15 protein-coding genes are annotated in these 14697 nt (G+C 73.9%); 10 read left to right on the forward strand and 5 right to left on the reverse strand.

Going from position 1 to position 14697, the window contains the following annotated elements; translation table 11 throughout:
• Positions 1–27: 27 nt before the first annotated feature.
• Positions 28–876, reverse strand: a complete 849-nt coding sequence (locus ACQEVZ_RS51995) for a carbohydrate ABC transporter permease (RefSeq protein WP_354904165.1) — start codon at positions 874–876, stop codon at positions 28–30.
• Positions 870–1778: an ABC transporter permease gene (locus ACQEVZ_RS52000; RefSeq protein WP_433382975.1), complete on the reverse strand. Its 909-nt coding sequence runs from the start codon at positions 1776–1778 to the stop codon at positions 870–872. Before ACQEVZ_RS52000 ends, ACQEVZ_RS51995 begins: the two co-directional genes overlap by 7 nt.
• Positions 1779–1944: 166 nt before the next feature.
• Here ACQEVZ_RS52000 and ACQEVZ_RS52005 point away from each other — a divergent pair, with 166 nt between their 5' ends.
• The 5 genes from ACQEVZ_RS52005 to ACQEVZ_RS52025 are packed head-to-tail and all read left to right on the forward strand — an operon-like array spanning position 1945 to position 7409.
• Positions 1945–2910: an acetylxylan esterase gene (locus tag ACQEVZ_RS52005; RefSeq protein ID WP_433382977.1), complete on the forward strand. Its 966-nt coding sequence runs from the start codon at positions 1945–1947 to the stop codon at positions 2908–2910.
• Between the two features lie 11 nt (positions 2911–2921).
• On the forward strand, positions 2922–3983 hold the full coding sequence (locus tag ACQEVZ_RS52010) for a LacI family DNA-binding transcriptional regulator (protein ID WP_344498759.1): 1062 nt from the start codon (positions 2922–2924) through the stop codon (positions 3981–3983).
• A gap of 9 nt (positions 3984–3992) precedes the next feature.
• Complete coding sequence (locus ACQEVZ_RS52015; protein WP_433382979.1) at positions 3993–5042, forward strand: LacI family DNA-binding transcriptional regulator; 1050 nt, start codon at positions 3993–3995, stop codon at positions 5040–5042.
• Positions 5039–6007 (forward strand): DUF4304 domain-containing protein, encoded by a 969-nt coding sequence (locus tag ACQEVZ_RS52020; RefSeq protein ID WP_433382981.1) that lies wholly within the window; start codon positions 5039–5041, stop codon positions 6005–6007. Before ACQEVZ_RS52015 ends, ACQEVZ_RS52020 begins: the two co-directional genes overlap by 4 nt.
• Positions 6008–6038: 31 nt before the next feature.
• Complete coding sequence (locus ACQEVZ_RS52025) at positions 6039–7409, forward strand: condensation domain-containing protein (RefSeq protein WP_433382983.1); 1371 nt, start codon at positions 6039–6041, stop codon at positions 7407–7409.
• On the opposite strand, the gene ACQEVZ_RS52030 is transcribed toward ACQEVZ_RS52025, so the two are convergent.
• Both ACQEVZ_RS52030 and ACQEVZ_RS52035 read right to left on the reverse strand, forming a co-directional pair.
• Positions 7363–8463 (reverse strand): hypothetical protein, encoded by a 1101-nt coding sequence (locus ACQEVZ_RS52030; protein ID WP_433382985.1) that lies wholly within the window; start codon positions 8461–8463, stop codon positions 7363–7365. The genes ACQEVZ_RS52025 and ACQEVZ_RS52030 overlap by 47 nt on opposite strands.
• Positions 8460–9185, reverse strand: a complete 726-nt coding sequence (locus ACQEVZ_RS52035) for a PIG-L deacetylase family protein (RefSeq protein WP_433382987.1) — start codon at positions 9183–9185, stop codon at positions 8460–8462. The genes ACQEVZ_RS52030 and ACQEVZ_RS52035 overlap by 4 nt, the downstream gene beginning before the upstream one ends.
• Before the next feature lie 99 nt (positions 9186–9284).
• Here ACQEVZ_RS52035 and ACQEVZ_RS52040 point away from each other — a divergent pair, with 99 nt between their 5' ends.
• From ACQEVZ_RS52040 to soxR, 3 genes are all read left to right on the forward strand, one after another.
• The gene (locus ACQEVZ_RS52040; protein WP_433382989.1) at positions 9285–9965 is read left to right on the forward strand and encodes a response regulator; all 681 of its coding nucleotides are present in this window, start codon (positions 9285–9287) and stop codon (positions 9963–9965) included.
• A 206-nt stretch (positions 9966–10171) separates the two neighbouring features.
• Entirely contained in the window at positions 10172–12685 is a 2514-nt protein-coding gene (locus ACQEVZ_RS52045; protein ID WP_433386150.1) for an ATP-binding protein, read from the forward strand.
• 22 nt (positions 12686–12707) lie between these two features.
• Positions 12708–13166: a redox-sensitive transcriptional activator SoxR gene (soxR, locus tag ACQEVZ_RS52050; protein ID WP_344498745.1), complete on the forward strand. Its 459-nt coding sequence runs from the start codon at positions 12708–12710 to the stop codon at positions 13164–13166.
• Here soxR and fdxA read toward each other — a convergent pair whose 3' ends face one another.
• Entirely contained in the window at positions 13167–13502 is a 336-nt protein-coding gene (gene fdxA, locus ACQEVZ_RS52055) for a ferredoxin (RefSeq protein ID WP_433382991.1), read from the reverse strand. It abuts the gene before it with no gap.
• 57 nt (positions 13503–13559) lie between these two features.
• Between fdxA and ACQEVZ_RS52060 the strand changes: the two genes are divergently transcribed.
• Positions 13560–13946, forward strand: coding sequence for a VOC family protein (locus tag ACQEVZ_RS52060; protein ID WP_354904148.1), 387 nt, complete (start codon positions 13560–13562; stop codon positions 13944–13946).
• 13 nt (positions 13947–13959) lie between these two features.
• Complete coding sequence (locus ACQEVZ_RS52065) at positions 13960–14694, forward strand: aminoglycoside adenylyltransferase domain-containing protein (RefSeq protein WP_433382994.1); 735 nt, start codon at positions 13960–13962, stop codon at positions 14692–14694.
• Positions 14695–14697 lie beyond the last annotated feature (3 nt).

The following is a 14697-nucleotide window of genomic DNA, read 5'->3' on the forward strand; positions in this document are numbered from 1 at the left end:
GTGCTGCGACTGATGAAGGTCGGCGCGTCATCCCTTGACCGCGCCGAGGGTGATCCCGGAGACGAAGTACCGCTGGACGAACGGGTAGACGAGCATGATCGGCAGCGCGGTGAGCACGATCGTCACCGCCTGGATGTTGGCGGCGATCTGCAGCGCCGTGTCCGACGGCGTGGAGATGTCGGACCCGCCGGTCGAGCCGGCGATGAGGTTGCGCAGGTAGATGGTGACGGGGAACAGGTCGGCGTCGTCGAGGTACAGGAACGCCGGGAACCACGAGTTCCAGAAGGCCACCGCGTAGAAGAGGACCATCGTGGCGATGACGGCCTTCGACAGCGGCAGCACGATCCGCCAGAGGATGCCGTAGGTGCCGAGTCCGTCGACGGCGGCGGCCTCCTCCAGCTCGACCGGCAGCCCTTCGAAGAACGACTTCATGACGAGGAGGTTGAAGACGCTGATGGCGTTGGGCAGCACGACCGCCCACATGGTGTTGCGCAGCCCGAGCCCGCTGACGAGCACGTAGTTGGGGATCAGGCCACCGTTGAAGAACATGGTGAACACGGCGACGCCGACGAGCAGCGCCCGGCCCTTCAGGTGCCGTTTCGACAGCACGTACGCGTAGCAGGTGGTCAGCAGCATCGAGATGGCGGTCGCGACGACCGTGTAGACGACGGTGTTGCGGTAGTTGGTCCAGAACACGGGGTCGGACATGACGACCTCGTAGGTGGTCGTGTTGAAGCCGCGCGGCAGCAGGTTGACCTCGCCGGCCTGGATCGCCTGCTCCTCGCTGAACGAGCGGGCGATGACGTTGCAGAACGGGTACAGCGTCAGCACCACGACGGCGGTGAGGACCAGCCCGATGACGGCGCGCCTCACCACAGCCCCGCTCCGACCGTCCGCTTCGACACGAAGTTCGCCGTAAGGACGAGGGTCAGGCCGATCACCGACTCGAAGAGGCCGATCGCGGCGGCGTAGCTGAAGCTGCCGGAGACCACGCCGACCCGGTACAGGTAGGTGGAGATGACGTCGGCGGTCGGGAACGTGAGCGGGTTGTACAGCAGCAGGACCTTCTCGAACCCGACCGACAGGAACGTGCCGACGTTGAGGATCAGCAGGGTCACCATCGTCGGGCGGATGCCGGGCAGCGTCACGTGCCACGTCTGCCGCCACCGGCTGGCGCCGTCGATCCGGGCCGCCTCGTAGAGCTCGTGGTCGATGGTGGTGAGCGCGGCGAGGTACAGGATCGTGCCCCAGCCGATGGTCTGCCACACCTCGGAGGAGATGTAGATGGTGCGGAACCAGCCGGGCCGTTGCAGGAACGGCACGGCGTCGGCGCCGACGGCCCGCAGGCCCGCGTTGACCACGCCGTCCAGGGCGAGCAGCTGGAAGACGATGCCGGCCACGACGACGATCGACAGGAAGTGCGGCAGGTAGGAGACCGTCTGCACGAAGCGTTTGAGCCAGCGGGTGCGCACCTCGTTGAGCAGCAGCGCGAGCACGATCGGCAGCGGGAAGACGAACAGCAGGGTCAGGCCGCCGAGGACCAGCGTGTTGGTGAAGACGTGCCAGAACGTCGGGTCCTGCCAGAACATCCTGAAGTAGCGCAGGCCGACCCAGGTGTCGCCGAAGAGGTCACCGCCGGGGCGGAACCGCCGGAACGCGATGACGTTGCCGGCCATCGGCAGGTACCGGAAGACGACGAAGAACAGCAGCGGCAGCACGGCGAGGGAGTACAGCTGCCAGTCGCGGCGCAGCGCGGAGCGCCAGGTGCGACGTCTCATGCCCCTCCCTCCACGGTCGAAAGTTTCGGCAAACATTCGGAAGGCATCGGGTAATGTAGATTCATCATTACGCCCTGTCAAGGACTCGATCTAGGCGGCATGACCTGCGCACACTGTTCCTGGTCAATGTGTGGACCATCCTGGAAACTTTCGGTCGAGGAGACCCATGCCGCAGTTCGACCTCCCACTGCCCGAGCTGCTGCGGTACGCCCCCGCGGTGGCCGAACCCGCGGACTTCGACGCGTTCTGGGCCGCGACGCTCGGCGACGCACGGGCCGTGCCGCCGGTCCTCGCCGCCGACCGGGTGACCACCGGGCTGCGGCTCGTCGACACCTGGGACGTGACCTTCGCCGGCTTCGGCGGCGACCCGGTCCGTGCCTGGTTCAGCCGGCCCGCAGGGGTGCCGGCAGGGCTGCCCGCCGTGGTGGAGTTCGCCGGCTACGGGCGCGGCCGCGGCCTGCCGCACGAGCGCCTCACCTGGGTCACGGCCGGCTACGCGCACCTGCTGATGGACAACCGCGGGCAGGGCGACCTGTACGGCAACGGCGGCGCCACCCCCGACCCGCACGCCGGCGGGTACCGGCTGGTCACCGAGGGGATCCTGGCGCCGCACGACTACTACTACCGGCGGCTGGTCACCGACGCCGTCCGGGCCGTCGACACGGTCCGGGCGCTGCCGGGCGTCGACCCGGCGCGGGTCGCGGTCGCCGGCAACAGCCAGGGCGGCGGGCTCGCCCTCGCCGTCGCGGGGCTCGTGCCCGACGTCGCGGCGCTGCTGGCGACCGCGCCGTTCCTGTGCCACTTCCAGCGGGCGGTCGCGCTGACCGACGCCTCGCCCTACGGGGAGATCGCCCAGCACCTGGCGGTGCACCGTGGCATCGAGGACCGGGTCTGGCGCACGCTGTCCTACGTGGACGGTGTCAGCTTCGCCCGGCGCGCGAAGGCGCCCGGCCACTTCGGCGCCGGCCTGCGCGACACCGTGTGCCCGCCGAGCACCGTGTTCGCCGCGTACAACGCGTACGGGTGCGCCGACCGCGTGATGCACGCCTACCCGTACAACGGCCACGAGGGCGGCGACGCGGTCCACGTGCGGCGCCAGCTGGACTGGCTGCCCTCGAAACTTTCGGCGTAGACTCGCGGGCTATGCCGACCCCCAGGCCGCCGCACAGCAGGGCCACCATGTCGGAGATCGCGGCCGAGGCCGGGGTGTCCGTCCCCACCGTGTCGAAGGTGCTCAACGGCCGGCGCGACGTCGCCCCGGCGACCCGGGAGCGGGTCGAGGCGCTGCTGCGCGCCCGCAGCTACCTGCCCCGCCGCACGCCGCCGGCCCGCACCGCCGGCCTCATCGACGTCGTCTTCGTCGACCTCGGCAGCCCGTGGGCGATGCAGATCCTCGCCGGCGTCGAGGAGGTCGCGCACCGCGCCGGCACCGGCGTCGTGGTCTCCGCCGTGCACGGGCGCACCCGCACCGCGCCCGACCGCCGCTGGCTGGAGCACCTCGCCGCGCGCCGCTCCGACGGCGTCCTGCTCGTGCTGTCCGAGCTCGCCGCCGACCAGCGCGAGCGCCTCGCCGACCTCGGCATCCCCGTCGTCGTCGTCGACCCGGCGGGGCAGCCCGACCCGAGCGTCCCGTCGGTCGGCGCCACCAACTGGACCGGCGCGCTCACCGCCACCGAGCACCTGATCGGCCTCGGCCACCGGCGGATCGCCGTCATCGGCGGCCCCGGCGACGTGCTGTGCGCCCGCGCCCGCGTCGACGGCTACCGGGCGGCGATGCACGCCGCCGGCCTCGACGTCCCCGCCGGATACGAGCGCACCGGCGACTTCACCAGCCCGACCGGCCACCGGGAGACCCTGGCGCTGCTGGACCTGCCGGAGCCGCCGACCGCGATCTTCGCGTGCGCCGACGAGATGGCCCGCGGCGCCTACGAGGCCCTGCACGAGCGCGGCCTGCGCGTCCCGGACGACCTGAGCGTCGTCGGGTTCGACGACCTGGAGCAGGCCCGCTGGTCGATCCCGCCGCTGACCACCGTGCGGCAGCCGCTGACCGAGATGGCCGGCCTGGCGACCCGGATGCTGCTGTCCCTCGCCGCCGGCGAGACCCTGGACTCGACCCGCCTGGAGCTGGCCACCCCGCTCGTCGTGCGGTCCAGCACCGCGCCGCCTGGAAATGTTTCCATGTCCTTCGAACGAAGGCGGCCATAGACTGGCGCCGTGGACTCCGCGAGCGCGCCAGCCCCCGGCGGCCGCCGGCGCCGCGGCGAGGTCACCGTGGCGACCATCGCCCGGCTCGCCGGGGTGTCGCCGCCGACGGTTTCGAAAGTTCTGAACGGTCGGTCCGGCATCGCCGTGGAGACCCGCGACCGGGTCGAGGCGCTGCTGCGCGAGCACGGCTACCGGCGCGGCGAGCAGCACGGCGGCGCGGCCGCGACGCCGAGCGTCGAGGTCGCGTTCTACGGCCTGGAGAGCCACCTGGCGATGGAGATCCTGCGCGGCGTCGAGCAGGTCGTCCGCGACCGGGGCCTCGCCGTCGGGTTCACCGACCTGCAGGGCACCGCGCCCGGCGGGCGCCGCACCGCCGACCGGCTCCTCGCCCGCCGCCCCACCGGCGTCATCGCGGTCAACTCGGCGTTCCGGGCCCGCCAGTACGAGCAGCTCGCCGCCGGTGGCGTGCCGATGGTGGTGCTCGACCCGACCGGCGAGCCGATGCACCCGATCCCGTCGGTCGGCGCGACGAACTGGAGCGGCGGCATCGCCGCGACCCGGCACCTGCTCGACCTCGGCCACCGGCGGGTCGGCGTGATCACCGGCCCGATGGAGTACCTGTGCGCCCGGGCCCGCCTCGAGGCCTGCCGCGGCGCCCTCGACGCCGCCGGCGCCCCGCTCGACCCGACCCTGGTGCGGCACGGCCGGTTCGACTTCGACGACGGCGTCCTGCTCGGCCGGCAGCTGCTGTCGCTGAAGCACCCGCCGACCGCGATCCTGTGCGGCGACGACCTGCAGGCCCTCGGCGTCTACGAGGCCGCCCGCCTGCTCGGCATCCGCATCCCCGACGACGTCAGCGTCGTCGGCTTCGACGACATCGAGGTGACCCGCTGGTGCGGGCCGCCGATGACGACGGTGCGGCAGCCGTTCGCGGAGATGGGCGCGACCGCCGCCCGCATGGTGCTGCAACTGGCGGTCGGCGAGCCGGTCGAGCCCGCCCGCGTGGAGCTCGCCACCAGGCTCGTCGTGCGCGCCAGCACCGCACCCCCGTCGTCGTGAGCCGCCCCGCCGTGGACCGGACGGCGAAGGCCGTCATCTCCGAGCTGCTCGCCCGCGACGTCGTCCCCGTGCTCAAGCGGCACGGGTTCGCCGGGCGGGGGCGCAACTTCCGCCGTACGCGGGAAGGCCGGCAGGAGCTCGTCACCGTCGAGCCGCACCGGTGGAACGACCGGCACGGTGGCGCGTTCGCGATCGACCTCGGCGTCTTCATCGACGCCCTCGACGCCGCCGAGTCCCTGGTGCCGCCGGCCGAGCCGCCGGCGCGGCACGAGTGCCACCTCCATGTCGGCAGCGGCTTCCGGTGGACGTTCGACGCGGCCACCGACCTGCGCGCCCTGGGCGCCCTGGGCGCCCTGGGCGCCCTGGGCGCCTCCGCCGGCGAGTGGGTGCGGCGGGAGGCGCTGCCGCGCTTCGACCGGCTCGCCACCGGCGCCGGCGTCCTGGACTGGCTGCGCGACCGGACCGACCCGCCGGGGCTGCGGCAGGTGTACCTGGCGGCCACCGCGGGCGCGCCGGAGCTGGCCCAGGCGTGGCTGGACCGGGTCGTCGCCGAGGCCGCGCCGTGGCCGCTGCCGGTGCGCCGCGAGGCGGCCAGGTTCGCGGCGCTGCTCGGGCTGCGCTGCCCGCCGCCGGTGGACTCCCCCACGCTGACGGTGACGCTGCGGCTGCCCCACGACGTCCCGCCGGCGCGGCAGGAGGAGGCGCTGCGGCAGCTGTCGTACAAGCTGCACCAGCACCTCACCGAGCTGCGTGCGGGCCGGCCTGCGGCGCAGGCCGCGACGCTCTACCACGCGCTGCGCCGCGACGGCCTCGTGTGCACCGCCGACTTCTACGGCGCGCCCGCCGAGGACCTCCTGCGCCCGCTGCGGCGCGCGTTCGCGAAGCTGGCCCCGCAGTTCGCCGACATCCGTGAAAGTTCCACACCGGGTGGTGGGTCACCGGCCCCGCCGCCGCCACCTGATTGACACACCGCACCGGGGTGCACACGCTCTGCGCGTGGAGACAGTGACGAGCCACGTCGTCGCGTTCCAGGGCGACGGAGCGGGCGCCGAGGAGCTGACCTGGGGCCAGCGCGACGTGTGGGACCTCATGCGGCGCACCGGCCGGACGATGAACATCGGCGGCGCGGTCCGCGCCGGCGACGGCGAGACCGTCGAGGGGGTCGCGGCCGTGCTGCGCTTCCTCGTCGGGCGGCACCAGGCCCTCCGCACCCGGCTGTCCCCGGTGGACGGTGGCCCGCCGCGGCAGGTGGTGTCCGCCTCCGGCGAGATCGCCCTCGAGGTCGTGGACGTCGTGGACGACGAGCCGGACCTGGTCGCCGAGCGGCTGCGGGTGCGGTACCAGACGACGCCGTTCGACCCGTTCGCGGAGTGGCCGGTGCGGATGGCCGTGGTGCGCTCCGGCGGGACGCTCACGCACGTGGTCGTCATGTACTACCACGTGGTCGTCGACGGGTTCGGCATCAACGCGATCGTCCGCGACCTCGCCCGCCTCGACCCGGCGACCGGTCTCGCGGCCGCGCCCGCCGAGGGCACGCAGCCGCTCGACCTCGCGCGCCGGCAACGGGCGCCGGAGGCGCTGCGGCAGAGCGGGAAGTCGCTGCGGTACTGGCAGCGCCAACTCCTGCGGGTCCCGCCCGCACCGGTGCCGTCCACGCCCCCGGACGGCCCGCGCTTCCGGGAGATCGTGTGCGTGTCGCCGGCCCTCGCCCTCGCGGTCCGGCGGCTCTCCGCGCGGACCAGGGTGGCGTCCGGGCCGATCCTCCTCGCCGCGTACGCCGTCGCCACCGCCCGCCTCACCGGCGCCGCCACCGCCGTCGTGCAGGTCGTCGTCAGCAACCGGTTCCGGCCCGGGTTCGCCGACGCGGTCGGCAGCCTGCGGCAGTTCGGGCTGTGCGTCATCGACGTCGGCGGCCCGTTCGAGGAGGTGGTCGCGCGGGCGTGGAGCGCGGCGATCGGCGCCTACAAGCACGGCTACTACGACACCGCGGCGCACCAGTCGCTCGTCGCCGGCCGCGAGTCCGACCTGTCGTGCTACCTCAACGACCGCCGGATGGAGACCCGCGCCGACGACGCGGCCGCGGACCCGCCGGACGGCGACGTCGAGGCCGCGCTGCCGCTCACGAAGCTGGACTGGGGCGTGCACGAGGAGACCTACGACGGCTCGCTCTACCTGCACGTCGAGGACACCGCGGACGCAGTGGACGCAGTGGACGCAGTGGACGCCGTCATGTTCACGCTGTGGGGCGACACCCACCGGTACCCGCCGGAGGCGCTGCTGCGGTGCGCCCGCGACATCGAGGCGGTGGTCGTCGACCCGTTCAGAAGTCGCGGGCCCCGTCGAACCAGCGGGCCGCCGCCTCGGTGAGGTCCCCGCACGGGGTGGCGGCGGTCAACCGGTGGACGGCCTCGCCGGCGTCCTCGCGCTCCGTCGTCTCGATGCCGGGCAGCGCGTTCACCGCGCCGACGAACCCGAGCACCGCCGCCTCCACGTCCTGTCGCGTCGTGGCCGCCCCGATCGCATCCTCCGCCGCGCGGTACGCCGCCGTCGCCGCCTTCGCGGTGCGCGACGGCCAGCCCGCGAACGGCAGGCCGTGCCCGGCGGCGAACCATTCGGGCCTGCGCAGCCTGGTGACGGTGCCGTGCCCGCGCAGCCGCTTCCCCACCACGGCGTCCACATCGGACGCGAACAGGCGGGTCAGGTCCGGCCAGGTGTCCACCGCGGGCAGGCCGGTGAGGTCGGGGCACAGGTGCAGGTGCAGCGCGGTCAGCCGGCGCAGCCCGCCGAGCGCGTCCACATTGGCCAGTCCCCCGCTGAGCGTCAGGGCGCGCAGCTCCGGGAACTGCAGCAGGCTCGCGCAGTCGAACGGCTGCCGCAGCGGCGGCACGGTGACCCTGACCGAGTGCGCGCCGGCGAGCGCGGGCAGGTCCGGCAGCCGCAGCGGCGGCCCGTCCGGCGCGGGCCGGGTGTCCGGGGCGAAGGACAGCCCGGGGCAGGCGGCACCCGGAGCGAGGTCAGGGACCAGCAGGTGCGGGTCGCCGGTGACCATGAGGTGCCCGCGCCCCGCCGGCAGCGTCAGGCGCAGCGGCGCGTCGCGCAGGATGACGCCGAGCGTGCCGATGTCCGCCGCGGCGGCGTCGACGGCGTGCGCCGCGCGCGGCCTCCAGTCGACGGTCTCGATCGGCCGGCGCCCGGCCCAGCGGAAGAAGCCGGTGTCGTCGCCGTCGTAGACGATCCGGCGCGGCCACGGGTACCCGGCCGGGACGGTGAACGGGTCGAACACCGACCAGTCGATCGCGTCGCCGGGCGCGACGACCAGGTCCGGGCGCGGCGTGCCGCCCTCGGGACCGATGACGACGACGCCGACGCCGGGCCTGCGCTCCAGCCGGTGACTGTCCGGCCCGGTCAGGGAGAGCTTCACCGGGCCTCGACGAACGCCTCTTCGTCGTTCAGCGCGCGGTACTCCTCCATGCCCAGCAGCGCGACGGCCGGCGCCACCTGGGTGTGCATGGCGAGCAGCGCCGCGACCTTGCGGTCGAGGTCCGCTCCCGTCAGGTGTACGCGCAGCGCCAGCTCCTCCTCCACGACGCCGACCGGCCGCTCGTCGGTCATGAAGACCTGCCACTGCTCGTACCGCTCGCTCCAGGCGGCCAGGTGCTCCTCGGTCATGGCGGCGTGCAGGAGCCGCCCGGGCCGGGCCGCCAGCTCCCAGGCGGCGCCGACCCACGCGGAGATCGTCTGATGGTCGGGGTGGAACGTGCCGCCGTCCGGCCCGAACGTCAGCACCGTGTCGGGGGCGACGTCGGCCAGCAGCGCCGCGATCCGCTCGACCGGCTCGGCCGGGTCCATGGCCGCCAGCCCGCCGTCGGGGTAGCCGAGGAACCGGTGGTCGGTGACGCCGAGCACGGCCATCGCGGCGGCGGCCTCCCAGCGGCGGGTGCGGCCGAGCCGCTCCGGCGGCCACGCGACCGGGTCGTCGGTGCCGAGCTCGCCGGCGGTGGCGCTGACGCACACGACCCGCTGCCCGTTGGCGACGGCGGCCGCCATGATGCCCCCGGCACCGTACGTCTCGTCATCGGGGTGCGCCCAGATGGACACGATCGTGCCGAGCTTCTCCGCCTGCTCCGTGACCCGCTGCTCCACGCGTCCATCTTGCCGGTTCCGCTCGACCGCCGGGCGCCCGCCGCGGTGTGACGGAGCTCCCGCAACGCTCCGTCACGCGCGGTGAGCGACAATACTGCGGTGAGCCGGATCCTCATCGTCGACGACGACGAGCCGCTGCTGCGCGCGCTGCGGATCAACCTCACCGCCCGCGGCTACCAGGTGGACACCGCCGGGACCGCGACCGCCGGCCTCATCTCGGCCGGCAACCACCGCCCCGATCTCGTCATCGTCGACCTCGGCCTGCCCGACCTCGACGGCATCGAGGTGGTGAAGGGCCTGCGGGCCTGGAGCGCCGTGCCCATCGTCGTCCTGTCGGCCCGCCACTCCGAGCCCGCCAAGGTGGCCGCCCTCGACGCCGGCGCCGACGACTACGTCACCAAACCCTTCGGCGTCGACGAGTTCCTCGCCCGCATCCGGGCCGCCCTCCGCCGCGGCGCACCCCCGGCGACGGCGACGGCGACGGTCGTGCGGACCGATGCCTTCGTCCTCGACCTGACCGCCAAGCGCGCCACCCTCCCCACCGGCGACGTCCACCTCACCCCGACCGAGTGGCACCTCCTGGAGGTCCTCGCCCGCACGCCCGGCACCCTCGTCGAGCACCGCCGCCTCCTCCGCGAGGTCTGGGGCCCCCGGTACGAGACGGAGACGAACTACCTGCGGGTCCACTTCGCCAACCTCCGCCGCAAGCTCGAGCCCGACCCCGCCAACCCCCGCCACCTCCTCACCCATCCGGGCCTCGGCTACCGGCTGGAGCTCTGACCGCCGCGGCGTCACGGCGACGAGAACCTGTCCGCCGGCGCCGGGTCGTCGAAGAGCGTGATCGCGGTGATGCCCGCCTCGGTGACCGTGAGGACGGCCAGGCCGAACAGCTCGCCGCGCCGGCACCCCCGGAAGGAATCGGTCCGGCGCGACCGGAAGGCTGGTAGACAGGAGAACCGGGGCTTCGCTTCGTGAAGGCGGTGACCGTGACGCGTGGGCTGCTGCGGGTGTACCTCGGCGCCGCACCCGGCGTCGGGAAGACGTTCCGGATGCTGGAGGAGGCGCACCGCCGCCGGGACCGCGGCACCGACGTCGTCGTCGGCGTCGCCGAGACCCACGGCCGGCCGCGCACCGCCGGCCTGCTCGACGGCCTCGAGGTGCTGCCACGCCGGGAGGTGCGGCACCGCGGCGCCGGGTTCACCGAGCTGGACCTCGACGCGGTCCTGGCCCGCCGGCCCGAGGTGGTCGTCGTCGACGAGCTCGCCCACACCAACGTCCCCGGCTCCCGCAACGCCAAGCGGTGGCAGGACGTGCAGGCGCTTCTCGACGCCGGCATCACCGTGCTCACCACCGTCAACGTGCAGCACCTCGAGTCGCTCAACGACGTCGTCCAGCAGATCACGGGCGTGCCGCAGCGCGAGACCGTCCCCGACGCCGTCGTGCGCCGCGCCGGGCAGATCGAGCTCGTCGACATGGACCCGGAGGCCCTGCGCCGCCGCATGGCACACGGCAACGTGTACGGCGCCGAGCAGGTCGACGCGGCGCTCGGCGACTACTTCCGGGTCGGCAACCTCACCGCGCTGCGGGAGCTGGCCCTGCTGTGGCTCGCCGGGAAGGTCGACGAGCAGCTCGACCGGCACCGGGCGGGGCACGGCGTCGAGACGGCCCGGGAGGCCCGGGAGGCCCGGGAACGCGTCGTCGTCGCCCTCGCCGGCGGACCCGAGGGCGAGGCGCTGCTGCGCCGGGCGGCCCGGATCGCGGCCCGCACCAAGGGCGCCGACCTCCTCGCCGTCCACGTCGTGCGCGGCGACGGTCTCGCCGGCGCCGACCCGGCCCGGCTGGCCCGCCAGCAGGTGCTCACGGAGCGGCTCGGCGGCACGTACCACCAGGTCGTCGGCACCTCCGTGCCCACCGCGCTGCTCGACTTCGCCCGCGGCGTCAACGCCACCCAACTGGTCCTCGGCACCAGCCGCCGGCACCGGCTCGCGCAGCTGCTGTCCCCGGGTGTCGGCGTCACCACCGCCGCGGCGGCCGGCCCGATCGACGTGCACCTCGTCACGCACCTCGTCACGCACCTCGTCACGCACGGGGAGACCCGCCGGGGCCGCCCGCGCCCCGTGCCGCCGCTGGTCGCCGGCGGGGTCACCCCGCGCCGCCGGCTCGCCGGGTTCCTGCTCGCCGGGCTTGGCCTGCCGCTGCTCACCGCGGGCCTGTCCGCCACGCGCGGCGAGGTGTCGCTGTCCCTGGACATCCTGGCGTACCTGCTGCTGACGGTCGGCGTCGCGCTCACCGGCGGGCTGTACCCGGCGCTGCTGGCCGCGGTCGGCGGATTCCTGCTGCTCAACTACGTGTTCACGCCGCCGGTGCACCGGTTCGCCGTCGCCGACCCGGAGAACCTCCTGGCGCTGCTCGGGTTCGTCGTCGTCGCCGTGGCCGTGTCCACGGTGGTCGACCTGGCGGCCCGCCGTACCAGAGAAGCCACCGCCGCCCGGGCGGAGGCACAGACCATGTCCACGCTCGCGGCCGCCGTCCTGCACGGTGACCGGCCGCTGCCGGCACTGCTGGCGCAGGTCCGGGAGGCGTTCGCCCTCACCGCCGTCACCCTCCTCGCCCGGTCGGAGACCACGGGCTGGGAGGTCGCCGCCGCCGTGGGCGACCTCCCCGCGACGACGCCCGCCGACGGGGAGATCGAGGTGCCGATCGACGATGATCTCCGCCTGGTCCTGCACGGCCGTACGCTCGCCGCCGCCGACCGCCGGCTCGTCGAGGCGTTCGCCGTGCACGCCGCGATCGCCCTGCGCCAGCAGGACCTCGCCGCCCGGGCCGCGGCCGCGGAGACCCTCGCCGAGGTCGACCGCCTGCGCACCGCCCTGCTCGCCGCCGTCAGCCACGACCTGCGCACCCCGCTCGCCGCGGCCAAGGCCGCCGTCGGCACCCTGCGCAGCGACGACGTGCCGCTGTCCGGGTCCGACCGCGCGGAGCTGCTGGCCGTGGCCGAGGAGTCCCTGGACCGCCTCAACCGCCTCGTCGAGAACCTCCTGGACATGAGCCGCCTGCAGGCCGGCGCCCTGGGCCTGCAGATGCGCCCGGTGTCCGTCGCCGCGGCGGTCCGTGACACCGGGGTGCCCGTCCGCGTTCCCGACGACCTTCCCCCGGTGCTCGCCGACCCGGCACTGCTGGAACGGATCCTCGACAACCTGCTGTCCAACGCCCTGCGGTACAGCCCTCCTTCGCGCCCGCCGACGATCACCGCCAGCACCCACGCCGGGCGCGTCGAGATCCGCGTCGTCGACCACGGCCCCGGCATCCCCGCCGAGGACCACGACCGCGTCTTCCAGCCCTTCCAGCGCCTCGGCGACCGCGACAACACCGCCGGCGTCGGCCTGGGCCTGGCGCTGTCCCGCGGCCTGGCCTCGGCGATGGGCGGCACCCTGACCCCGGAGCCCACCCCAGGGGGTGGCCTCACCATGGTCCTGAGCTTCCCCTTGATCTCAACCTAGGTTGAGGTCCTACGGTCCACTGGTGTCATCGAGCGCGCAACCGAAGGACCTGCTGACCGTCGGTGAGGTCACCGCCCGGACGGGGGTGGCCGCGTCCGCCCTGCGGTTCTACGAGGCCGAGGGCCTCATCACGGCCGAGCGCAACCGTGGCAACCAGCGGCTGTACCGGCGGCACATGCTGCGCCGGATCTCGCTCATCCTCGCGGCCCGGCGGCTCGGTATCCCGCTCGCCGACGTCGCGCAGATCTTCACCACCCTGCCCGCCGACGAGGCGCCGAGCCACCGGGACTGGGTGCGGGTGTCCCGGGTGTGGAAGCGCGAGCTCGAGGACCGCCGCCGGTACATCGTCAACCTCGAACGCCAGCTCACCGCCTGCATCGGCTGCGGCTGCCTCTCCATGCGGTCGTGCGACCTGCTCAACCCGGACGACCGGCTCGGCACGCGCGGCCAGGGCCCGGTCCGCCTCGACGAGCCGGCCTGACTACGCCAGGGCCTCGTCGTGGACCTGCTGCGGCAGGGCCGCCACGAACGCATGGTCACCCGGGATGCGGTCCACCCGCGAGGCCCCGCCCGGCGAGCCGACCCCGGCGAAGAACCCGGCGTTGACGGCGGTGAACTGGCTCCACCCGGCGGGCAGGTCGTCCTCGTAGAAGATGGCCTCGACCGGGCAGACCGGCTCGCACGCGCCGCAGTCGATGCACTCGTCCGGCTGGACGTACAGCATCCGGTCGCCATCGTAGATGCACTCGACCGGGCACTCGTCGAGGCACGCCTTGTCCATCAGGTCCACGCACGGCAACGCGATCACGTAGGTCATGCCGCGGAGACTATGAGCTCAACCGCACTTGAGCTCAAGTACCTATAGGGTGGTGCGATGGCGTCGGTCAAACAGTTCCAGGTCACCTTCGACTGCGCGGACCCGCAGCGCGTCGCCCGCTTCTGGTCGGAGGTGCTGGGCTACGTCCTGCCGCCCGACCAGAAGGATCCGGCGTCCGCGTCGTGCTCCGACCCCACCGGCGTCGGCCCCCGCCTGTACTTCCAGCGCGTCCCCGAGGGCAAGGTCGTCAAGAACCGCGTCCACCTGGACGTGCGCGTCGGCACCGGCCTCGTCGGCGAGGCACGCCTGGCCGCCCTCGAAGCCGAATGCGCCCGCCTCCTCCCCCTCGGCGCCGTCCGCGGCAACCTCCTGCTCGCCGACGGCGTGAACGAGTCCTGCCTCGTCATGCAAGACATCGAAGGCAACGAGTTCTGCCTTGATTGACCATCGTCAGGTGATGATCGGGGATGCGCAGGACGCGGCTGGGCTGATTGCCCGGGCCGTCTGTGATGCGGTCGGGGAATCCGTGAAGTCGGTGATCCTGCACGGGTCGCTCGCGGCCGGTGGGTTCCGGCCGGGGCGGAGCGACATCGACCTGCTCGTGGTCGTCGAGAGCCGGCTTACCGAGGCGAGGGCGGACGCTGTCGTACGGGTGGTTCGTGGCGCCGGGCTGGGCGATGCCGGCGGGGTCGACCTGCACGTGGTGACGGCCGCGGTGGCCGCGGCGCCGGGGCGGGAGCCTGCGCTGGAGCTGCACGTCGGGCGGTACGGGCAGGGGGAGGTCGAGGTCGAGCGTGCGGTCGGCGGGTACCCGGACCTGCTCGCGGAGCTGTCCATGGCGCGGGACGGTGGGCGGGCGCTCGCCGGGGCCGCGCCGCTGGACGTGCTCGCACCTGTGCCGGCCGAGTGGGTGGTCGATCGTGGACGGCACTGGTTGGACGTGTGGCGGTCGCTCACGGACGACACCGAGCACGCCGCGTTCATGGTGCTCACCGCGTGCCGGATCTGGCAGTTCGCGGTGGAGCGCGTGCACGGGTCCAAGGCGCAGGCGGCGCGGTGGGCGCTCGAACGTCGGCCCGCACTCACCGCTGTACACCAGGCGCTCCTGCAACACGAGCAGGGGACGGCGACCGTGATCGACGAGCAAGGCATCGCGGAGCTGCTCGACCTGGTGCTGCGGGAGACGGGGTGAGGG

The sequence above is a fragment of the Dactylosporangium sp. CA-152071 genome (assembly GCF_050936335.1).
In the GTDB taxonomy this organism is placed as follows: domain Bacteria; phylum Actinomycetota; class Actinomycetes; order Mycobacteriales; family Micromonosporaceae; genus Dactylosporangium; species Dactylosporangium maewongense.

Bases quoted from the DNA above. Each gene is read 5' to 3' on its own strand.
- ACQEVZ_RS52000 (WP_433382975.1), bottom strand. From the start codon at position 1,778: ATGAGACGTCGCACCTGGCGCTCCGCGCTGCGCCGCGACTGGCAGCTG.
- ACQEVZ_RS52005 (WP_433382977.1), top strand. From the start codon at position 1,945: ATGCCGCAGTTCGACCTCCCACTGCCCGAGCTGCTGCGGTACGCCCCC.
- ACQEVZ_RS52010 (WP_344498759.1), top strand. From the start codon at position 2,922: ATGCCGACCCCCAGGCCGCCGCACAGCAGGGCCACCATGTCGGAGATC.
- fdxA (WP_433382991.1), bottom strand. From the start codon at position 13,502: ATGACCTACGTGATCGCGTTGCCGTGCGTGGACCTGATGGACAAGGCG.
- ACQEVZ_RS52060 (WP_354904148.1), top strand. From the start codon at position 13,560: ATGGCGTCGGTCAAACAGTTCCAGGTCACCTTCGACTGCGCGGACCCG.
- ACQEVZ_RS52065 (WP_433382994.1), top strand. From the start codon at position 13,960: ATGATCGGGGATGCGCAGGACGCGGCTGGGCTGATTGCCCGGGCCGTC.